At 35.6% G+C, this 20,878-nt stretch carries 19 protein-coding genes; all 19 read left to right on the top strand.

Features of this window, described 5'->3' with window-relative positions; all coding sequences use genetic code 11:
• Nucleotides 1–219 precede the first annotated feature (219 nt).
• The 19 genes from recR (at nucleotide 220) to DB895_RS08835 (ending at nucleotide 20,831) form a co-directional block, all read left to right on the top strand.
• A complete protein-coding gene (gene recR, locus DB895_RS08925; RefSeq protein WP_116725026.1) occupies nucleotides 220–840 on the top strand; it encodes a recombination mediator RecR in 621 nt (206 codons plus the stop codon).
• A 69-nt stretch (nucleotides 841–909) separates the two neighbouring features.
• Nucleotides 910–1,701, top strand: coding sequence for a polysaccharide biosynthesis/export family protein (locus DB895_RS08920; protein WP_116725025.1), 792 nt, complete (start codon nucleotides 910–912; stop codon nucleotides 1,699–1,701).
• 2 nt (nucleotides 1,702–1,703) lie between these two features.
• A complete protein-coding gene (locus DB895_RS08915; RefSeq protein ID WP_116725024.1) occupies nucleotides 1,704–4,163 on the top strand; it encodes an exopolysaccharide transport family protein in 2,460 nt (819 codons plus the stop codon).
• A 26-nt stretch (nucleotides 4,164–4,189) separates the two neighbouring features.
• Nucleotides 4,190–5,176, top strand: coding sequence for an SDR family oxidoreductase (locus DB895_RS08910; RefSeq protein WP_116725023.1), 987 nt, complete (start codon nucleotides 4,190–4,192; stop codon nucleotides 5,174–5,176).
• A gap of 22 nt (nucleotides 5,177–5,198) precedes the next feature.
• Nucleotides 5,199–6,473 (top strand): nucleotide sugar dehydrogenase, encoded by a 1,275-nt coding sequence (locus DB895_RS08905; RefSeq protein ID WP_116725022.1) that lies wholly within the window; start codon nucleotides 5,199–5,201, stop codon nucleotides 6,471–6,473.
• A gap of 36 nt (nucleotides 6,474–6,509) precedes the next feature.
• A complete protein-coding gene (locus DB895_RS08900) occupies nucleotides 6,510–7,904 on the top strand; it encodes a UDP-glucose 6-dehydrogenase (RefSeq protein ID WP_116725021.1) in 1,395 nt (464 codons plus the stop codon).
• A 188-nt stretch (nucleotides 7,905–8,092) separates the two neighbouring features.
• The gene (locus DB895_RS08895; RefSeq protein WP_116725020.1) at nucleotides 8,093–8,599 is read left to right on the top strand and encodes a helix-turn-helix domain-containing protein; all 507 of its coding nucleotides are present in this window, start codon (nucleotides 8,093–8,095) and stop codon (nucleotides 8,597–8,599) included.
• Between the two features lie 10 nt (nucleotides 8,600–8,609).
• The gene (locus DB895_RS08890; protein ID WP_116725019.1) at nucleotides 8,610–9,080 is read left to right on the top strand and encodes a UpxY family transcription antiterminator; all 471 of its coding nucleotides are present in this window, start codon (nucleotides 8,610–8,612) and stop codon (nucleotides 9,078–9,080) included.
• A 131-nt stretch (nucleotides 9,081–9,211) separates the two neighbouring features.
• On the top strand, nucleotides 9,212–10,258 hold the full coding sequence (rfbB, locus tag DB895_RS08885; protein ID WP_116725018.1) for a dTDP-glucose 4,6-dehydratase: 1,047 nt from the start codon (nucleotides 9,212–9,214) through the stop codon (nucleotides 10,256–10,258).
• 53 nt (nucleotides 10,259–10,311) lie between these two features.
• Entirely contained in the window at nucleotides 10,312–10,737 is a 426-nt protein-coding gene (locus DB895_RS08880; protein WP_116725017.1) for a sugar 3,4-ketoisomerase, read from the top strand.
• A gap of 328 nt (nucleotides 10,738–11,065) precedes the next feature.
• Nucleotides 11,066–11,485, top strand: a complete 420-nt coding sequence (locus DB895_RS08875) for a sugar 3,4-ketoisomerase (protein ID WP_116725016.1) — start codon at nucleotides 11,066–11,068, stop codon at nucleotides 11,483–11,485.
• Nucleotides 11,467–12,402: a hypothetical protein gene (locus tag DB895_RS08870; protein WP_116725015.1), complete on the top strand. Its 936-nt coding sequence runs from the start codon at nucleotides 11,467–11,469 to the stop codon at nucleotides 12,400–12,402. Before DB895_RS08875 ends, DB895_RS08870 begins: the two co-directional genes overlap by 19 nt.
• Nucleotides 12,403–12,438: 36 nt before the next feature.
• Nucleotides 12,439–13,560 carry a DegT/DnrJ/EryC1/StrS family aminotransferase gene (locus tag DB895_RS08865; RefSeq protein WP_116725014.1) on the top strand — a complete coding sequence of 374 codons (1,122 nt, stop codon included), beginning with the start codon at nucleotides 12,439–12,441 and terminating at the stop codon, nucleotides 13,558–13,560.
• A gap of 41 nt (nucleotides 13,561–13,601) precedes the next feature.
• Nucleotides 13,602–14,453 carry an ABC transporter permease gene (locus DB895_RS08860; protein WP_116725013.1) on the top strand — a complete coding sequence of 284 codons (852 nt, stop codon included), beginning with the start codon at nucleotides 13,602–13,604 and terminating at the stop codon, nucleotides 14,451–14,453.
• Between the two features lie 11 nt (nucleotides 14,454–14,464).
• Nucleotides 14,465–15,730, top strand: a complete 1,266-nt coding sequence (locus DB895_RS14460; RefSeq protein ID WP_116725012.1) for an ABC transporter ATP-binding protein — start codon at nucleotides 14,465–14,467, stop codon at nucleotides 15,728–15,730.
• 24 nt (nucleotides 15,731–15,754) lie between these two features.
• Nucleotides 15,755–17,593, top strand: a complete 1,839-nt coding sequence (gene asnB, locus DB895_RS08850; protein ID WP_116725011.1) for an asparagine synthase (glutamine-hydrolyzing) — start codon at nucleotides 15,755–15,757, stop codon at nucleotides 17,591–17,593.
• Nucleotides 17,594–17,631: 38 nt separating this feature from the next.
• Entirely contained in the window at nucleotides 17,632–18,735 is a 1,104-nt protein-coding gene (locus DB895_RS08845; RefSeq protein WP_116725010.1) for a glycosyltransferase, read from the top strand.
• A 4-nt stretch (nucleotides 18,736–18,739) separates the two neighbouring features.
• Nucleotides 18,740–19,861 carry a glycosyltransferase gene (locus DB895_RS08840; RefSeq protein ID WP_116725009.1) on the top strand — a complete coding sequence of 374 codons (1,122 nt, stop codon included), beginning with the start codon at nucleotides 18,740–18,742 and terminating at the stop codon, nucleotides 19,859–19,861.
• Nucleotides 19,854–20,831 carry a glycosyltransferase gene (locus DB895_RS08835; RefSeq protein ID WP_116725008.1) on the top strand — a complete coding sequence of 326 codons (978 nt, stop codon included), beginning with the start codon at nucleotides 19,854–19,856 and terminating at the stop codon, nucleotides 20,829–20,831. Before DB895_RS08840 ends, DB895_RS08835 begins: the two co-directional genes overlap by 8 nt.
• The last annotated feature ends 47 nt before the right edge of the window (nucleotides 20,832–20,878 follow it).

Raw genomic sequence — 20,878 nt, 5'->3', positions numbered from 1 at the left:
TTTTTCTAAGATGCTTCTAAAATAATATAATTAAAACCTTGAAATATTCTCACACTTAATAAATAGCATCAAATAGATTTTTCACAATATTAAGGAATTGAATTCTTAAAAACAACTTCTGGTAATTCTATATTTTCGCCTTAAAAACATTAGTTTTCTGGGTATTTATGGGATTGAAAAAAGTCTTTTTTTGTGATTAAAAAATGTACTTTTGCATTCATGGAATTTTCATCTAAACTTTTAGAAAATGCAGTCAAGGAAATGTCTCAATTACCAGGAATAGGTAAGAGAACTGCCTTAAGGCTGGTTTTACATTTATTAAAACAACCTAAAGAGCAAACAGGTTTCTTATCGCAAGCATTAACAACAATGCGAGAAGAGGTTAAGTTTTGTTTGAGCTGTCATAATATTTCAGACAATACGATTTGTGAAATCTGTTCCAATAAGAGTAGGGATCATAGTGTTATTTGTATAGTGGAAGACATACGAGATGTTATGGCAATTGAAAATACAGGGCAATTTCGAGGTGTTTATCATGTTTTGGGAGGGAAAATTTCGCCTATTGATGGTGTTGGACCAAGCCAGTTGAATATATTTTCATTAGTAGAGAAAGTGAAATTGGGTGGTGTTTCCGAAATAATTTTTGCTTTAAGTTCTACCATGGAGGGGGATACGACTAATTTTTATATCTATAGGCAAATTCAAGACAGCAATGTTATTACTTCTTCGATTGCCCGTGGGATATCGGTTGGTGATGAATTAGAATATGCAGATGAGGTTACTTTAGGGCGCAGTATCTTACAGCGAGTGCCATTTGAAAGTGCCTTCAAAAACAATTAATTCAAATTAACAATGTTCTTTTTTGTATTTATAAATGAAAAACTATCTTTGTTTACAAATTTTTTTTAAATGAATAAAACTATACTTTTTTTGCTTATAGTCGTAGGGCTTTTCTTAGCTTCATGCGTGCCAACAAAAGATTTGGTATACTTACAAAATAAAGATAATTCCGAAGGGGATACAGTTATAAGTCAAGTAGCATCTAAGCCTTACAGATTGCAAGCGAATGATGTTGTCAATATTACTATTAAAGCGATTGACCAGAAATTAGTGGCCATGTTTGGTAATTCCGAAACATCGGTATCTGCAAAATCGGAGGTAGGATTGTATTTTGATGGCTATACGGTGGATGATCATGGTAACATCCGTATTCCGGTTTTAGGAGAATTGAACGTTTTAGGATATACAATAGACGAAGTTAGAAAAACGGTAGAGAAAAAATTATTAGAAGAATATTTTAATAAAGAGGCCAACATATTTGTTGTCGTTAAATTAGCGGGTATTCGTTATACCGTTAACGGAGAAATCAACCTACCAGGTACAAAAACTTTATATCAAGAGAAAGTTACCATTTTAGAAGCCATTGCAAATTCGGGAGATATCAGTATTACCGGTAATAGAAAAGGGGTTACGGTAATCAGACAATTTCCTCACGGCACTGAAATGCATGAAATCGATTTGACAGATGTGAAAGCCATGCAATCACCTTATTATTTTATTCAACCGAATGATTATATATATATAAAACCGCTCAAACAAAAGACTTGGGGAACAGGAACAACAGGAATTCAATCATTAAGTTCGGTGATTGCCATTATATCATTGGCAACAACAACTTTTTTACTTTTAAATAGATACTAAGGATGATTGATACCAAAGATTTTTCTTTTTTTGAAAGCCAAAATAACTTTGACTTCAAAGGCTTTTTAATAAAAATCACGAGTTACTGGAAATGGTTTTTAGTAAGTTTGTTTTTTACTTTAACTATTGCACATCAGGTCAATATAAGAAAGGAAAAAATATATGCGATGGAAACTTCTATCGCGATAAAAGAAGAGAATAATCCTTTTTTAACAGCTTCAACAAGTCTGGTTTTCAATTGGGGAGGAACTTCGGATCAAGTTCAAATGATTTCTAATACATTACGGTCGAGATCGCATAATGAAATAGTGGTAGATCACCTTCAATTTTATATCGATTATTTACAGCAAAGCAAATATAATTACAAAGATGTTTACGGAGAGGCACCTTTTCATATAGTAATTGATAAAGCAAAAGGGCAGTTGGATAACCATCTAATTGAGATTAAATTTTTGAGTGAATCAGTATATGAAATCAGGATAAAATTTGACAATGCATCTGTTTCGTGTATTCGTTATTTAGATAATAGTACCAGTACTACTTCTGTAGTGCAGGGAGATTTTGTAAAACGATATAAAGTGGGCGAACAAGTTTCCCTTCCATTCTTAGACTGGAAGCTGGAAATCAATGATAATCCTGGATTTTATAAAGGGAATGAATATTTTGTTCGATTTAATAATTTTGACCAAGTTGTTTCAAGATTTCAAGGAATTGGAGTTGAAATAGATCCCAAAGCTGCTTCCATCTTAACGCTTTCACTAACGGGTCCCAATAAATCCCGAATGGTCGATTATTTGAATTCTACCGTGAAAATGTTAATAAAAAATCAACTGGATCGAAAAAATCAATTTGCGACAAATACCATAAAATTTATTGATAGTACATTAATTTTAATGGGAAAACAATTAAAAGATAATGGGGACGAACTCAAAGCATTCAATAGAAATAAAAATATGTTTCAAATTGAGGCTGGGGGCTCTGAAATCACCAGTCAACTTACAGGGTATGATGTGAGAAGGGATGAAATTACCAGAAAAATCACCTATTATAATTCCTTGAAATCATATTTAAAGAACAGTGTGGATTATTCCAGACTGCCGGCTCCTACCGTTGCGGGAATAGACGATCCTAATATTATTGTTAACGTTACTAAATTAATAGCTTTATCCACTCAAAGATCTGAATTGGCCTACTCTGTAAAAAGCGATAGGATTTTTAAAGATTTTGACAATCAGATGGAATCCTTAAAGAAAGTGCTATTAGAGAATATTGCCTCTGCTACTAGTTCCCTACAATATGATTTGGCTCTAGTGAACAGTAAAATTAATGATGTTGAAAGCAGCATCAAACAGCTTCCCGAAGACAAACAAGAATACCTTAAAATTGTAAGGAAATATGAATTGAGTGACAATATTTACAATACATTTTTACAAAAAAGAAGTGAAGCACAAATTGCGACGGCAGCCAATTTATCGGATATCCATTTTGTTGATCCTGCCAAAGACATCGGTGGTGGACAAATTGGTCCCAATACTAATGTAAATTATGTCTTGGCTATATTTTTAGGACTTATCATTCCTTTATTTATAGTGTTTGTGATTTTTTTCCTCGAAAATTCAATTCTTAATACTGAAGATATCAGTAAACTCACCAATATCCCCATTATTGGGGTTGTTGGAGTTAAATATGGACTTTCTAACCTCTCCGTTTTTGAAAAACCGAAATCGGCATTGTCTGAATCTTTTAGAGCCATACGTTCTTCCTTACAGTTTTTATACAAAAAAAATGAAATAGGAAAATCAAAAACATTAATGGTTACTTCCTCTGTTAGTGGGGAGGGTAAAACATTTTGTTCCCTTAACATTGCTACGGTATTTGCTTTAAGCGATAAAAAAACGGTTATTGTAGGTCTGGATTTGAGAAAACCAAGGATTTTTGATGATTTTAAAATCAAAAACGATATTGGAGTCGTGAATTATTTAATTGGACAGAAATCAATTGATGAGGTCATCCAAAAAACACATGTCCCAAATCTGGATGTTATTACCTCTGGTCCTATCCCCCCAAATCCATCGGAACTTATCATTGGGGACAGCATGAAAGAATTTATGGAAATCTTGGAATCAAGATATGATTATATAATACTTGATACCCCACCAGTGGGCTTGGTGTCAGATGCGATAGAATTGGCAGGTTATACTGATGTTATCTTGTATATCATGAGGCAGAATTACACCAAGAAAGATATGATTACTTTATTGAACAACAGGCTCAAAAGAAAAGAATTGAACAATATAAATATCATATTTAATGGCTTTGAAAATAAAGCAAAATACGGTACTGCATACGGCTACGGCTACGGCTACGGCTATGGCTACGGAAATTATGCCGAAGGGTATCACGAAGATGAGAATCCTAAAAATATTTTCAAAAAAATATTTTATCGATTTTTCAAAAAATAAAATTCATTCCATCCTTGATTAATTAAATGACAGAAAATAATATAATTAAAATTTTAATTACTGGTGGAGCTGGTTTCATAGGCTCCAATCTTTGTGAATATTTTTTGTCCAAAGGATACCAAGTGGTATGTCTGGATAATTTTGCTACTGGACATCGTCATAATTTGTCTGCATTTTTTGAAAATAAAAATTTCAAATTAGTCGAAGGGGATATTAGAAATTTATCCGATTGCAAAATAGCTGTATTGGGAGTGGATTATGTATTGCATCAAGCTGCATTGGGTTCCGTGCCGCGCTCTATTAATGACCCTATTACGACTAATGATGTCAATGTGTCTGGATTTTTAAACATGCTAGTCGCATCCCGTGATGCAAACGTAAAACGATTTGTTTACGCTGCAAGTTCTTCCACTTACGGCGATTCGGAAAGTCTTCCCAAGATAGAAGAAAACATCGGAAAGCCTTTGTCTCCTTATGCAATCACGAAATATGTGAACGAGCTATATGCCGAAATTTTTAATAAAACGTATGGTTTGGAAACCATTGGGTTGCGCTATTTTAATGTTTTTGGCAGAAAACAAGACCCCAATGGAGCCTATGCTGCCGTAATTCCAAAATTTGTAATGCAATTTATGGCTCACGAAAGTCCGGTAATTAACGGCGATGGAAATTTTTCAAGGGACTTTACGTATATCGATAATGTTATTCAAATGAATGAATTGGCCATGACCACAAATAATCCAGAAGCCATTAATACCGTATACAATACTGCCTTTGGTGATCGGACAACTTTGAATGATTTGGTAAAAAATTTAAAAGCAGCCCTTTCAGGATATGATGCCGCAATTGCCGCAATTCCAACTATATATGGTCCAAATAGAGCGGGAGATATTCCTCATTCTTTGGCGAGTATTGATAAAGCAAAAAGATTACTGGGTTACCATCCTAAATTCTCTATGCAAGAGGGTTTAAATGCAGCGGTTACTTGGTATTGGAATAATTTGAAAAAATAAGAGTGTTTTTAATTCAATAAAAATGAAAATAGCAATAGTTGGTTTAGGATATGTTGGGTTGCCATTGGCGCGATTGTTTGCTACAAAATATTCCGTAGTGGGATTTGACATCAATCAATCGAGAGTAGATGAATTGAATTCGGGACTAGACAGTACTCTAGAAATTGAAAAATCACTGTTAGAATCGGTTTTGCTAAAAAAACCCACTCATAATAAAATCGGATTGTTGTGTTCTACAGATCTGGATGACATTAATGATTGCACTTATTATATAGTGACGGTACCCACACCCGTTGACAAAAACAACAGACCCGATTTGACCCCTTTATACAAATCAAGTGAAACGGTAGGGAAGGTACTAAAAAAAGGAGATATTGTAATCTATGAGTCCACAGTTTATCCGGGAGTTACCGAGGATGAATGTGTTCCCGTATTGGAACGCGTGAGCGGATTGAAATTCAACGTTGATTTCTTTGCGGGTTATTCCCCAGAACGAATTAATCCGGGAGATAAATTGCATACGGTTGAAAAAATACTGAAAGTAACGGCAGGTTCCACTCCGGAGATTGGCATAAAAGTGAATGATTTATATCAATCGGTCATTACCGCAGGAACTCATTTAGCACCAACAATCAAGGTAGCTGAAGCGGCTAAAGTGATTGAAAACTCCCAAAGAGACATTAATATTGCTTTCGTTAATGAGTTATCCAAAATATTCAACATTATGGGCATTGATACGCATGCGGTATTGGAAGCTGCTGGTACCAAATGGAATTTTCTGCCTTTTAAACCCGGATTAGTGGGTGGACACTGTATTGGTGTTGATCCGTATTATTTGGCCCAAAAGGCGCAAGAAATGGGCTATCACCCCGAAATCATTTTGGCTGGTAGAAGGTTGAACGATAGTATGGGGGAATACGTGGCCTCACAAGTAGTTAAATTGATGATTAAAAAAGGGGTTGTTGTTAATGGTGCTAATTTATTGATGTTGGGAATTACTTTCAAAGAGAATTGTCCCGACGTCAGAAACACCAAAATCGTTGATGTAATTGCTGCGTTAAAGGAATATGGTATACAAGTATCCGTATATGATCCTTGGGCAAATCCTGTTGAAGTACAACATGAATACGGGCTAGAAACTGTCAATCTACTACCGAATCAAAAATATGATGCCGTAGTTTTAGGCGTTGCCCATAATGAATTCATCTCTATTGATTTTACTTCCATCAAGAAAGAAAATGCGATACTTTATGATGTGAAAGGGATTTTAGGCATGCAGGCAGACGGAAAATTATAATATAAATAAAATTATTAATTATTAAATTACTTAACAATGAAAATTACTTCTATTTGTTGTATTGGAGCGGGATATGTTGGAGGGCCAACGATGGCTATTATAGCACAAAAATGTCCACATATAAAAGTTACCGTTGTTGATTTGAATGTGGAGCGAATTGCGGCTTGGAATGATAAAGACGTCACTAATATTCCTATTTATGAGCCTGGATTAAGTGATCTAGTGGCTGAGGCCAGAGGAAGAAACCTGTTTTTTTCCACAGATGTGGAAAAAGCCATAGATGAAGCTCAAATGATATTCATCTCTGTCAATACGCCTACAAAAACCTATGGTTTGGGTAAAGGTATGGCTGCGGATTTAAAATACATTGAGCTGTGTGCCAGACAAATTGCGTCTGTTGCAAAAGACAATAAGATTGTTGTAGAAAAATCTACATTGCCTGTCAGAACTGCTGAGGCCATAAAAAATATATTGGACAATACGGGTAATGGGGTACAATTTCAAATTTTGTCTAATCCTGAGTTTTTGGCTGAAGGTACTGCAGTACAAGATTTATTATTTCCGGATCGGGTTTTGATTGGAGGGAATTTAGAAGGTGAAAGGGAAGCGTTGGATTCTTTGGTGGAAATCTATGCCAATTGGGTACCCAAAGAACGTATTTTAACAACGAATCTTTGGTCATCCGAATTGTCCAAATTAACAGCGAATGCCTTTTTGGCCCAGCGGGTATCATCTATAAACGCCATGTCGGAGTTATGTGAAAAAACGGGTGCTGACGTCAACGAATTATCAAGAGCTATAGGGATGGACAGCCGAATAGGCCCTAAATTTCTAAAAGCTTCCGTTGGTTTTGGAGGTTCATGTTTTCAAAAAGACATCCTAAATTTAGTTTATATTGCCAAATCATATGGGTTGAATGAAGTAGCTGATTATTGGGAACAGGTGGTTATCATGAACGACCATCAAAAACGACGTTTTGCTAGTACGATAGTACAAACTTTGTACAATACGGTTTCCGGAAAAAAAATCGCATTCCTAGGTTGGGCCTTCAAAAAAGACACTAACGATACCCGAGAATCAGCCGCCATTAATGTTTGTGATTATTTGTTGCATGAGCAAGCCCATATTGCAGTATATGATCCACAGGTAAAAGAAAAAAAGGTTTTCAATGATTTGCAGTATTTGGATTCCAGATCATTGGAAGAAATTGAAAAAGGGATTACTGTTTTTGAAGATCCTTATGAAGCTTGTAAAGATGCTCATGCGATTGCCATTTTAACCGAATGGGATGAATTTAAAGCCTATGATTGGGAAAAAATTTATGACAACATGCAAAAACCCGCATTTGTTTTTGATGGAAGAAATGTTTTAGATGCCAAAAAAATGGTGTCTCTTGGATTTGTCTACAGCGCTATTGGAAGTACCAATTAGAGTGTATTTTTCTTTAAGAAAATTGTTGACCAGTATTTTAAATTCCCAAAGGGTGCTAATTATTTTTTTAATTAAAAGCGCTGTTCTTTGGAATTCATATTATTAAAAGGTAAATTTTTTTAATTTTTTTTTAATTTTAAAAAATAACGAGTACTTTTGTTACTCGTTATTTTTATTTATAGCCATTTATGTTAGAGTCCCTCATTACATCTAAAACCCGTCTTCGTATTTTGGTAAAGTTTTTTATAAACGTTGCCAATAACGGGTATTTAAGAGGTTTGGCCGAGGAACTTAATGAATCTACCAATTCTATTCGAAAGGAATTGAATAATTTATTGGAGTCCGGCTACTTGGAAAAGGAGTCCATTCAAAATAAAGTCATTTATAAGGCCAATACCCAGCATCCATTATTTGGGATATTACAAAAAATTGTTCACCAACATATCGGTTTAGATACCATAGTTGAAATGATTTTGCAACGGATGGGAGCTATAGATAAAGTAGTAATTATTGGCGATTATGCCAATGGTAGTGATAGTGGGATAATAGAAGTGGTGCTTGTTGGGACGGAACTGAATGTTCAATATATTGATCAGCTAGCGATTAAGATTGAAAAGGAAATAAAACGCAAAGTGACATTTTATGTTGATGAATGCCATAATGGTAAAGGATTAATTATATACGAAGCTTCTTAAAGATTTAGTTATGCCCTGGTATGTAATTTACACCAAACCCCGCAACGAAAAAAAAGTTACGGAACGTTTAGAAAAAGTTGGAATTAACGTATATTGCCCGTTAGTGACTCAGATTAAGCAATGGTCTGATCGAAAAAAGAAGGTACAAGTACCCCTTTTTAATTCGTATGTCTTTGTAGAGGTCAGTGAAAAAGAGCGAGACATTGTATTTCAGGTCACGGGAGTAGTTCGGTATTTGTTTTGGTTAGGGAAACCTGCGGTCGTTCGCAATGATGAAATAGCTGCTTTACGGGAAAGTTTGAAAAACAACCTGTCTGAGGTTACGGTTACATCTTTACAAGCGGGCGATTTAATGCATATTCCCCACGGCCCCTTTCAAGGTAAAGAAGGCATCGTTAAACATGTTAATAAGAATAGTTTGCAATTGGTACTCAGGGAATTGGGCGTCTTGATTACCTTAACAAAGGCAGATATCGCATAAGGGTTATAGTTAAAAAAATACCACTGTTGGTTTCCTGTAAATTGGGACTGACTGGGCGTAGCCGTTTTTGGAATTGACGGTTAATGGTTGTGCGTTAACCAAAAACTGGAACTAGTAATAATAATAGAACAATGAAAAAAATACTAATCACAGGAGGGGCAGGATTTATTGGCTCACACGTTGTTAGAAGATTCGTAAAAAATTATCCTCAGTACCAAATTTTCAATTTGGATGCGCTGACCTATGCAGGGAATTTAGAAAACATTGCTGATATCCAAGATGAACCGAATTATACCTTCGTTAAAGGAGACATTGTTGATGCGGATTTTATCAACGCCCTTTTTCAAAAGGAACAATTTGATGCCGTGATTCATTTGGCAGCAGAATCCCATGTGGATCGTTCGATCACGGATCCGCTGTCTTTTGTGAAGACCAACGTGATTGGTACCATGAATTTATTGCATGCCGCAAAAGAAATCTGGCTTAATCAATTTGAGGGCAAACGGTTCTATCATGTCAGTACGGATGAGGTTTATGGCACCTTGGGCGCTACGGGTTTGTTTACCGAAACGACTCCTTATGCACCAAATTCTCCTTATTCTGCTTCTAAAGCAAGTTCAGACCATTTCGTAAGGGCTTACGGGGAAACTTACGGTTTGCCCTATGTCATCTCGAATTGTTCCAATAATTATGGACCCAATCATTTTCCAGAAAAATTGATTCCGCTTTTGATACATAATATTATCAACGACAAACCGTTACCTGTTTATGGTGACGGAAAATATACCCGAGATTGGTTGTTCGTAAAGGATCATGCGGTTGCCATTGATTTGGTTTTTCATGATGGCCAAAATCACGAAACCTATAATATTGGGGGGTTCAATGAATGGCAAAACATTGATTTGGTGAAATTATTATGCCAAAAGATGGACCAAAAACTAGGTAAAGCCCTAGGGACTTCCGAAAAATTAATCACTTATGTAAAGGACCGACCTGGGCATGATTTGCGTTATGCCATTGACGCCAATAAAATTAACCAAACCTTGGGCTGGAAACCGTCCGTGACTTTTGAAGAAGGGTTGGAACAGACCATAGATTGGTATTTGGAAAATTCAACATGGTTAAATAATGTGACCAGTGGCAATTATCAAAAATATTACGAGAGCCAGTATGAATAATGTTTATCGGAAGATTGTGTCTGATACTTTTATAATCTTTAATTCCTTTCAAAATGCACTCCATAAATGATTTTTCAAAGCCTCAAATTATTTCATTGCCTAAGATCAATGAGCCTAATGAGGTTATGGGAAATCTGTCGTTTGTACAAAATTCAGATCAAATCCCCTTTGATATCAAACGGGTTTTCTGGATTTATGATGTTCCAGGTGGAGAGATTCGGGGCGGACATGCTTTCAAAAACCAGCAGGAAATTATCATCGCCATCAGCGGAAGTCTTGACATTGTAGTAATCGATCCTGACGGGAATGAATCTAAATTTTGTCTGAATAGATCTTATTTCGGCCTTTATATTCCAGCTTTACACTGGCGTCACCTTGAAAATTTTTCTACCAATGCGGTTTCAGTCCATCTCTCCAATTATGATTTTGCCGAGGAAGACTATATTCGGGATTACCAACAATTTAGCGATTTATACTAATAGAATAGTTCCAATTCATAAAATAGAATAATTTTTTTGTTACAATTGAATTTTAAATCTGAATTCGATTATTCTTTTTTGAATACTAATAATCTAAATAAATTTTTTAACCACATAGAAACATAGAAAAACTTTGCCAAACAAGTCGCTTTGCTCTATTTTAGACTACAATGGCTCTGTTTGAAATGTATTTTATAGAAAAAAGCTTATTTTATATGAATCTATGTGGTAAGATCTCAAAATGTTTTCATTAGAGCCTAAAAAATAATCACCTTATTTTTTTTAATTCCACCCTAAATAGTTTGCTAAATAATAAATAGCATCACCCATGAATGCATCCACTGTATATGATTGTTCCATCATTACCTTACCCAAAAATCATCAGATTAATGGTAATTTGACTGCCGTAAGCAATGGTGTCGAAGTGCCGTTTGACGTGAAAAGGATTTATTATTTATACGATATTCCGGGAGGCATCAGCAGAGGGGGACATGGACATAAAGATTTACAGCAACTCATTATTGCCTTGAGCGGAAGTTTTGATTTGATTGTGGATGACGGCAATGTCAAAAGAACGTTTCATTTATCCAGACCCAATATAGGCGTGTATCTGCCTGCAGGGTTGTGGAGAGAGTTGAATAATTTTTCAAGCGGATCCATTTGTTTTGTATTGGCTTCAACAGAATATGACGAAAGCGATTATTTTAGAAACTACGATAATTATCTGGAATGGAAATCATTGAAGTAGATTCAACCTATTATGATGCTGTATTTTCAAGGCCATTCCATTGCTTTAATGCGGCAGCCTTTAATTCATTAAACGGCCATAAATGCGATTCAATTTTTCATCTCATTTTTAGGGACACCAAAATCAGGCTTGGAATTATTTTTGGATTAAAGGAAAACATCTTGAATTCTCCATTTTCTGCTCCTTTTGGCGGTTTTGAATATGTTAATGAGGAAATCCGTTTACAGCAAATAGATGCCGCTTTAGAAGTTTTGGAGCAATGGGCTAAAACAAAAAAAATTCAAGGAATCAAAATAGTATCCCCACCCTTTTTTTATAAAGAAAACTTTTTAAATAAGGTTTGTAATTGCTTACATAGAGCGGGTTATGGCACAACAAACATGGAGCTTAATTATCAATTTTCTACCCATAAATTAGAGGGTGATTATCAGGCTACCATTTGGAACAATGCTAAAAAAAATTTTAAAAAAGCCTTGCAGTCGGATTTGATTTTCGAAAAAATTGATGCTGAAAAAGGCCAAGAAGCATATCGCATTATCGCCCAAAACAGAAAGGAAAAAGGATTTCCGCTCCACATGACTTGGGAATCTGTTGCAACAACGATGTCTGTCATCCCGATTGATTTTTTCATCGTAAAAAAAGAGGATCATGCCATTGGTGCCGCCATCGTTTTTCACGTTAGCCCAAAAGTGGTACAAGTGGTTTATTGGGGCGATTTATCCCAGTATTCCGAATTTAAAACGATGAATTTCTTGTCCTACAATTTGTTTCAATATTATAAAACCCAAGGGATAGAAATTGTTGATATTGGGCCTTCCACAAAAAACTCTATCCCTAATTTCGGGTTGTGTGAATTTAAAGAAAGCATTGGTTGTGACATTAGTGTTAAAACCGAGTTTTTCAAAAGCTTCAATTAGTTGGGATTTCAATAGCATTTTTCTTTAGCATCAGTTATGATTCCATTTTTAGACCTTCAAAAAATCAATGCACAATATGCAGACGAGCTGAAACAAGCCGCCTCGGAAGTCATTGATTCAGGTTGGTATTTGATGGGAGAAAAGACTAAAGGGTTTGAGAAAAATTTAGCTTCTTACATAGGTTCGTCCAATGCAATTGGAGTAGGAAACGGTTTGGATGCGCTCCGTTTGATCCTTAAAGGGTATATTGAATTGGGTTTTATGAAAGCAGGAGACGAGATACTGGTTCCTGCAAACACTTATATCGCTTCGCTTCTTGCCATCACGGACAATAAATTGAAACCCGTTTTAGTGGAGCCCAATCTTTCCAATTATAACCTCGATATTGATCTATTAGAAAAGCACCTTACCGACAAAACGAGAGCCATCATGGTGGTGCATCTTTATGGTCAGGTTTGCTGGAACGAATCTTTGGTTGCTTTAGCGAAGAAATACAATCTAAAAATCATTGAAGACAATGCACAAGCCATTGGAGCCGAATACAACGGAATAAAGACAGGCGCTTTAGGCGATGCCGCCGGTTTTAGTTTTTATCCGGGCAAAAACTTGGGTGCTTTGGGCGATGCGGGTGCCGTAACGACTGACGATGACAAACTGGCGGAAGTCATAAGAGCATTGGGGAATTACGGTAGCAGAAAAAAATATGTCAATGAATACCAAGGATTAAATAGCCGATTGGACGAAATACAGGCCGCCTTTTTGGACATCAAATTAAAATATCTTGACCAAGAAAACCAATACAGAAGGCAAATCGCGTCACGGTATCTTAACGAAATAAAGAACCCCCAGGTTATTTTGCCTTTTCCAAGCAACACTTCTTTTAAATTTGACGACAACGAAGAACATGTTTGGCATTTGTTTGTGATTCGTCATCCCAAAAGAGACCAATTGCAAGAATATCTAGCTAAAAACGGAATACAAACGTTGATTCATTATCCTATTGCTCCAAATAAACAGAGGGCTTACAAGCATTTGAATTATTTGGATTTTCCAATTACCAATACGATTCATCAAGAGGTTTTGAGCTTACCTATGAGTGCTGTTCTAACTGTAAAAGATGTAGAAAAGGTGGTAAAGGTAATTAATGGTTTTGAATAGGACTGTGAATAAAAATTAAAAATGACAATAAAAATAATTTAATGGAAAACAATCAACAAAAATGGACTGAGGTCATCAGTTCAGAGACCTCGATTTTTAAATTGAATCTCGATGAAGTATGGAGATACAAGGATCTTCTATTTATGTTTGTAAAAAGAGACTTTGTAACCTTTTATAAGCAGACAATTTTAGGTCCCTTGTGGTTTATTATACAGCCCTTGCTTACCACTATAATGTATGTTATTATTTTTGGGAATTTGGCCAAAATATCTACAGATGAATCTCCTAAAATAGTGTTTTATTTGGCGGGCGTATCTATTTGGGGGTATTTCTCGGAAACATTGACCAAAACGGCCTCTGTTTTTACCACGAACGCCAATATTTTTGGAAAAGTTTATTTTCCAAGGTTAATTATGCCACTTTCATTAGTGGTTTCTGGAATGATAAAATTTGGTGTGCAATTCTCCATTTTTATTGCCGTTTTATTGTATTATTTCTTTGTTCAAGGAAATGTATATCCTAATGCCTATGTGTTATTGACTCCTTTTCTACTCTTTTTGATGGCGATTTTAGCCTTAGGATTGGGAATGATTATTTCTTCCATGACCACAAAATATAAGGATTTAAGTTATTTGATTTCTTTTGGAATTCAATTATTTATGTATGCCACACCCGTTGTGTATCCCTTGTCATCTATACCAGAAAAATACAAGTTTATCTTGTTGCTTAATCCTTTGACCGCTATTTTTGAATGTTTCCGTTATGCGTTTTTGGGAACGGGAGCTTTTGAAATGTCCATGTTGGTTTATGGTACGGTGGTATCAATTGTAATTTTAATCATGGGTATTATTGTGTTTAACAAGGTAGAAAAGAATTTTATCGATACCGTTTAATTTTAAAGAATATGTCAAATATAGTTATTAAAGCAGAAAATATATCAAAGCAGTACCGATTGGGTAATGTAGGAACTGGAACTTTATCACACGATTTGAACCGATGGTGGAGTCAAATTAGAGGGAAGGAAGATCCCTATTTGAAAATAGGAGAAGCAAACGACAGATCAATAAAAGGAGAAAGTGACTATGTGTGGTCATTGAGGGATTTGAATTTTGAAATTAATCAGGGAGATGTCGTTGGGATTATTGGAAGGAATGGAGCAGGGAAAAGTACACTTCTTAAACTTTTAAGCAAAGTTACAAAACCAACTACTGGAAAAATATATACGAAAGGAAGAATTGCCTCCTTGTTAGAAGTGGGGACTGGATTTCATCCTGAGATGACGGGTCGAGAAAATATTTATCTTAATGGCGCCATACTCGGTATGAGCAAAAAAGAAATAGCCAGAAAGTTTGATGAAATTGTAGATTTTTCTGGTGTTGAACGGTATATCGATACTCCAGTTAAAAGGTATTCCTCCGGAATGTATGTTCGTCTCGCTTTTGCCGTTGCGGCACATTTAGAAAGTGAGATTTTAATTATAGATGAAGTCTTATCCGTTGGGGATGCCGAATTTCAAAAAAAATGTTTGGGTAAAATGAATGATGTCAGTTCTAAAGAAGGACGTACCGTTTTATTTGTAAGTCACAATTTAGGTTCCTTATCCAGTCTTTGCAGAACCGGTATTTTACTCCAGAACGGATCTATTGTTGGGGATGGCACTATTCACGAAGTTTTAGCCAAGTACGCTTCTTTGAATTTGAATTTATTAAGGACGTTAGACACCATTCGATTTGATGGACCCTTAAACACTTCTATTTCTATTACCAATATTTTGATTAACAATAGTGATCCATTTAAAGATTACATTCATATAGCGCCTCAGAATGAAATTTCTTTAGACGTTCATGCCCATTCCTCTTGTAAAAATCCAATTCGGATTTTGTTTAGTCTTTTTAAAGATGGCAACCGTTTGTTTAGTATGCACGATGTTCCAGAACATTTATTTCAGAACGGAAATTTTATTTCTAGGTTTGTTATTTCCCCATCCATCTTGCGTCCAGGAATTTACACTTTGGCTATTGGAGCTCATTCTAGCAAAGAAGAGTGGTTATGGAATGATAGTGTTTTTGATTTTGAAATAACGGATATTTTTGATGAAAATAATGATCGTCGTGATTTTGGAATATTAAACGTTAAGACCTTAAGTAAATCGGAAAGAATAATACTTTAATATATTTATTCAACAAAGTAGTTTATGTGCGGAATAGCAGGATTAATACGTAAGTCAGTTGCAGTAGAACAAACCGAAATCGAAAAAATGACGGATGCCTTGAGTCACCGGGGTCCTGACGGTTCCGGGTTTTACGTTTCAGGAAACATGGGTATTGGACACCGTCGGCTTTCCATTATTGATTTGGAAGGCGGAAAGCAACCGCTTTGCAACGAAGATCAAACAATCTGGATTACGTTTAATGGCGAAATATACAATTATCTGGAGTTGCGCGCTGTCCTGTTGCAAAAAGGGCATCGCTTTAAAACCCACTCCGATACCGAAGCAATCGTACACGCCTATGAAGAATGGGGAACGGATTGCGTCACTAAATTACGGGGGATGTTTGCCTTTGCCATTTTAGATAACAATAAAAAAGAGCTTTTTATTGCTCGCGACCATTTTGGCATCAAGCCTCTTGTTTATGCTGTTACATCAGGGATTTTTTGTTTTGCCTCCGAATTGCAGGTCTTAAAAAAGGTTAAGGGAATAGATTGGAGTACGAATTTGGTAGCATTAGACCAGTATCTTCAATTTCAATATATACCTGCGCCTAACACTATTTATAGCCAAGCCCATAAATTGCCTCCAGCACATTGGATGCGCGTAAAAAACGACGGAACTATTTTAGAAATAAAACGGTATTGGCAGTTGGAGTTTCGTGAAGGAAGCGTTAAAACCGAAGCGGAATGGGCTGAAGGTTTGTCAGAAGTTCTTAAAGAATCCGTAAAAGCACATTTGGTCAGCGATGTTCCTTTTGGAGCTTTCTTATCCGGAGGAATAGACAGCAGTGCCGTCGTGGGCTATATGGCGCAGCAAATGCAACAACCGGTAAAAACGTTCAGTATCGGTTTTAAAGAAGAACATTATAGTGAATTGAAATATGCCCGAATGGTGGCAAAACATTGGAAAACAGATCATCACGAAGAAATTGTTGAACCTGATGCCTTATCTATTTTGCCGCAGTTGGCAAAGCATTATGGAGAACCTTTTGGGGACAGTTCAGCAATTCCCACTTGGTACGTAAGCCGTTTGGCTCGCAGACATGTCACTATGGTACTTACCGGAGATGCTGCCGACGAATTGTTTGCAGGCTATCAAAGTTATACTACCCGCTGGAATAAGCATTTATCGCCTGTACCCGAGCATTTGCCTGCTCATAAGAAAATGATGTATCCAATACTGAATCGTTTGAATTCGAAGAAATTTGCCATGCGAACCGCATCAGTCAATGATTGGGTTCGTTATGCTCACTATTATGATGATGCCTCCCGCAATCAACTTTGGAACAGAGAGATTTCCAATTCTTTTAGCACCAATAACCGTGTGTTTATGGAGGAAATCATGGAAAAAAGTAAAGCTTTTGGACATTTTCAAAAAGCACAGGCTCTTGATTTCAATACCTATTTGCCAGGAGCCGTTCTTACAAAGGTAGATATCGCTAGTATGATGCACAGTTTAGAAACCCGTACTCCTTTTTTAGATATAAAAGTAGCAGAATATGCCGCCACAATTCCCCAGTCTTACAATATCAAAAAGATAAACGGAAATTGGGAAGGAAAGCTATTGTTAAAAAAAGACCTCGAATCCTCTTTTTCAAAGGAGTTTGTCTATAGACCAAAAATGGGGTTTGCTGTTCCCATAACGGATTGGTTTGGTTCTTTGGGTTCTAAAAACTCGGAAGTAAAAGAGCGTTTGTTGGACACGCAAAACGGTTTTAGCGATTATTTCAATCGGGATACATTAGAGAAAATTGCCAATGGCAATCATGCGGGTCAAAAATGGCTATTGCTTTTCTTGCAGGAATGGATGCAACAACAATAATTTGAATCAGATTATAAAGAGTAATTTTTACAAAATTTATGAAGCAACCAAATCGAATAGTGATTGTTTTAAATGATACCGGAAGAGGTGGAGCAGAAACCCAAGCCCTTTATTTGTCTAAAGGATTGGTTGAAAGAGGCTACGAAGTCCATGTGCTGTCTTTTGGTTCAAAAAAAGGATCGTATTGGGGAAATTTCGAGAGTGCAGGAGTTCATTTACATTTAACGGGTTTTAACGCTAAGTTGTTATTGCCTTCAAATAGTTTGAGGTCTTTTTTAAATTATATTCGATATAATATCCAGTTTATTCGAATCCTTCGAAGTTTGAAACCTCAAGTGATAGTGCCTTTTACCTACCTTCCCAATGTTGCCGTTGCAAGGTGTTGGCGTTTAACGGGCGCAAAGGTTTCTTTTTGGAACCAACGTGATGAAGGAAGAATGTTTCAAGGAACAACTTGGGAAGTTAAAGCGTTAAATTCTGTTACTGAAATCATTTCGAATAGTTTGGAAGGAGCTTTGTTTCTAAAAAATTATACCAAACGTCCTATTTCCATTCTTCATAACGGAGTAGTATTGCCAGAATTTCAAATCCGCCCTACTGCTTCATCAAAAATAAGGGTGGTAATGGTAGCTAATTTGCACGGCTACAAAGATCATATTACCCTTTTGAAAGCTTGGAAAATAATTGTTGAAACTAATAATACAAAGTCCATAGAGTTAGTCTTGGCGGGGTCAGATGGAGATACCGCATCTACCATCAAACAATATATTGCTGATAATCATTTAGAAGATACCGTAAATTGTGTCGGAATGGTTACCAATGTTTATGAACTTCTTGTTTCCTCTGATATTGGCGTTTTTAGCTCCATGAAGGAAGGTCTTCCCAACGGAATTTTGGAATGTATGGCGGTAGGTTTACCAGTTGTTGCCACTAAAATTAACGGAGCTATTGAGGCCTTGGGTGAAGATTATCCTTTTCTTGTAGAATCTTATAATGAAGTTTCGTTTGCACAAATGATATTACAACTTATCAATGATTCCGATTTAAGAAGCCAAATAGGTTTGCAAAACAGAAACCGAATCAAAGAACAGTTTGACATCGACAAGATGGTAAATCAGTATCAATCTTTATTCAAAATTTAAAAGAATGGCTTTTTTTTCCATTATCATCCCTTGCTACAATCAGGCACATTTTCTGCCGGATTGCCTAGATTCATTACTAGTGCAAAATTATCAAGATTGGGAGGCAATAGTTATTAATGACGGTTCTACTGACGGAACATCTGAAATTACAAATAAATATGTAAAAATAGATTCTCGGATTAAATTGATAGAAAAAGAAAACGGAGGACTGTCATCAGCAAGAAATCATGGAATTCGAAATGCTATTGGAGAACGATTTATTTTTTTGGATTCGGATGATTTTTTATATCCAAATTGTTTAGAGAAAGTAGCTTTCGTTGCAAAAGAAAGCAATGATAATGAACTGATTCAGTATGGTTACACCTATATTACGGAGGGTAAAGAAAGAATATTAGGACATGTAAATGTTGCTGAAAAAAAATCCTTGCTTTTTGAAATCTTTAAAGGAAATCTAGGCCCCTGCCATTCCATTTGCATTAGTAAAGAACTAGTTCATAAATCGGGATTTTTTGATGAAACGTTAAAAAGTGCCGAAGATTGGGATTTTTGGATTCGAGCCGTAAAAGTTGGAGGAAGTCAAAAAGCAATTCAAGAATCATTGGTCTATTATAGGTATTCTTTTAATAGCATGAGCCGAAATCCATTTATAATGTATGACGCCTTAAAAACGGTAATCCAAAGAGCACACAAAAAAGACACAAGAATTTCAATTGAAAGCCCTTTGAATATTGATTACAAATTTGATGCTAAAGAGGAGCTGGAACAAATTTTTATTCGAACATTAGGAGTAAGTATTATGCAAAATAGGATAGAGGAATCCATTACGTTTTTTCATCAGGAAACGGCAAAGTCATTGCAAGAATATAACTCCAGTGATTTTGAAGCAATGTGTTCCTATCTAAGCTTTCGTTATTGGTATAGCAGAGATGACATTGAGAAAGTTTTTAGTTCATTCTATCCCCAGTTTCTTGATTTTTTCGACAAAATGGGTTATGGTAAGACCTTCAGAAAAAAAGCACTGAATCACATTTTTAAGCGCCATATTTATTATCGTAATATATATCGATTTGGCAAAATACAAGGAAGTTTTTTTAATTTTATTTTAAGAAATATTAGATATGTATAATGGGATTAGCATAGTTATTTGCACCTATAATGGTTCTAAAAGGCTACCAGAAACTTTGTCTTGCATCTGTAATTTAATGTTTTTATCTCCCTATGAATTAATATTGGTTGACAATGCTTCTAAAGACGATACGATTCAAGTTGTTAAAAACAATCTCCAAGGAAGTGATTTAGATTGGCGAATTGTAAACGAATCTAATCCTGGTTTAAGTAATGCCCGTTGGAAGGGTGTGTTTGAGGCTAAGTATGATATTGTGCTTTTTTGTGATGATGATAATTATTTAGCCTCAGATTATTTGGAAATAGGATTTAAATACTTCAATGAAAATCCTAAAATAGGAGTTTTAGGAGGATTAGGTAGCCCTGTTTTTGAAGCAGATAAACCTGATTGGTTTGAAAATTTTTCCCATTCCTATGCTGTTGGTACGTTAGGAAAGACTAATGGAGTTCAGAATGGATTGAGTTACCATTATGGTGCTGCTTGTTTTTTTTTGAAAGGAGCCCTTTTGCAATTACCGGGCATAGGTTTTAAAAGTGCACTAAGTGATCGAAAAGGAGATTCTTTAAGTTCTGGCGGAGATGTTGAACTATGTTATGTTGTACAGTTATTAGGCTATGATTTATATTATACGGATAACTTACATTTTAAGCATTTTATAGAGAAACACAGACTGGATAGGGCTTATTACTTGAGATTAAAAGCGGGGATTTCAGCTTCATTTCCTTTATTAACGGCTTATGAAATTAATAATTTTAAAAATCGTACTCAATATAAGAAATACTTATTTAAGTTGTTTTTTCGATGCGTTCAATTGTATTTTTACGTTTCATGCAAAAAGGTATTATTTTCCAAAAATGAAAATTTGGATATAAGTATTGTTGTTAATAAAAGTAAAATAAAAGCTTTTTTAAAGAATTATAATAGATCGGTCAAGCATTTCTCCTATGTTAAGTCTATTTTCAAGATTTAGATATTCCAAAATGTAATATTAGTTTGCTTAACAAATTCTCTAAGGAT

It is taken from the genome of Flavobacterium psychrotolerans (assembly GCF_003097635.1).
GTDB lineage: Bacteria > Bacteroidota > Bacteroidia > Flavobacteriales > Flavobacteriaceae > Flavobacterium > Flavobacterium psychrotolerans.
The sequence above is the reverse complement of the archived record's forward strand: the minus strand, read 5'-3'. Positions and strand labels throughout refer to the sequence as shown.

Coding starts and splice junctions, on each gene's coding strand:
- recR (WP_116725026.1), top strand. CDS start 220: ATGGAATTTTCATCTAAACTTTTAGAAAATGCAGTCAAGGAAATGTCT.
- DB895_RS08920 (WP_116725025.1), top strand. CDS start 910: ATGAATAAAACTATACTTTTTTTGCTTATAGTCGTAGGGCTTTTCTTA.
- DB895_RS08915 (WP_116725024.1), top strand. CDS start 1,704: ATGATTGATACCAAAGATTTTTCTTTTTTTGAAAGCCAAAATAACTTT.
- DB895_RS08910 (WP_116725023.1), top strand. CDS start 4,190: ATGACAGAAAATAATATAATTAAAATTTTAATTACTGGTGGAGCTGGT.
- DB895_RS08905 (WP_116725022.1), top strand. CDS start 5,199: ATGAAAATAGCAATAGTTGGTTTAGGATATGTTGGGTTGCCATTGGCG.
- DB895_RS08900 (WP_116725021.1), top strand. CDS start 6,510: ATGAAAATTACTTCTATTTGTTGTATTGGAGCGGGATATGTTGGAGGG.
- DB895_RS08895 (WP_116725020.1), top strand. CDS start 8,093: ATGTTAGAGTCCCTCATTACATCTAAAACCCGTCTTCGTATTTTGGTA.
- DB895_RS08890 (WP_116725019.1), top strand. CDS start 8,610: ATGCCCTGGTATGTAATTTACACCAAACCCCGCAACGAAAAAAAAGTT.
- rfbB (WP_116725018.1), top strand. CDS start 9,212: ATGAAAAAAATACTAATCACAGGAGGGGCAGGATTTATTGGCTCACAC.
- DB895_RS08880 (WP_116725017.1), top strand. CDS start 10,312: ATGCACTCCATAAATGATTTTTCAAAGCCTCAAATTATTTCATTGCCT.
- DB895_RS08875 (WP_116725016.1), top strand. CDS start 11,066: ATGAATGCATCCACTGTATATGATTGTTCCATCATTACCTTACCCAAA.
- DB895_RS08870 (WP_116725015.1), top strand. CDS start 11,467: ATGGAAATCATTGAAGTAGATTCAACCTATTATGATGCTGTATTTTCA.
- DB895_RS08865 (WP_116725014.1), top strand. CDS start 12,439: ATGATTCCATTTTTAGACCTTCAAAAAATCAATGCACAATATGCAGAC.
- DB895_RS08860 (WP_116725013.1), top strand. CDS start 13,602: ATGGAAAACAATCAACAAAAATGGACTGAGGTCATCAGTTCAGAGACC.
- DB895_RS14460 (WP_116725012.1), top strand. CDS start 14,465: ATGTCAAATATAGTTATTAAAGCAGAAAATATATCAAAGCAGTACCGA.
- asnB (WP_116725011.1), top strand. CDS start 15,755: ATGTGCGGAATAGCAGGATTAATACGTAAGTCAGTTGCAGTAGAACAA.
- DB895_RS08845 (WP_116725010.1), top strand. CDS start 17,632: ATGAAGCAACCAAATCGAATAGTGATTGTTTTAAATGATACCGGAAGA.
- DB895_RS08840 (WP_116725009.1), top strand. CDS start 18,740: ATGGCTTTTTTTTCCATTATCATCCCTTGCTACAATCAGGCACATTTT.
- DB895_RS08835 (WP_116725008.1), top strand. CDS start 19,854: ATGTATAATGGGATTAGCATAGTTATTTGCACCTATAATGGTTCTAAA.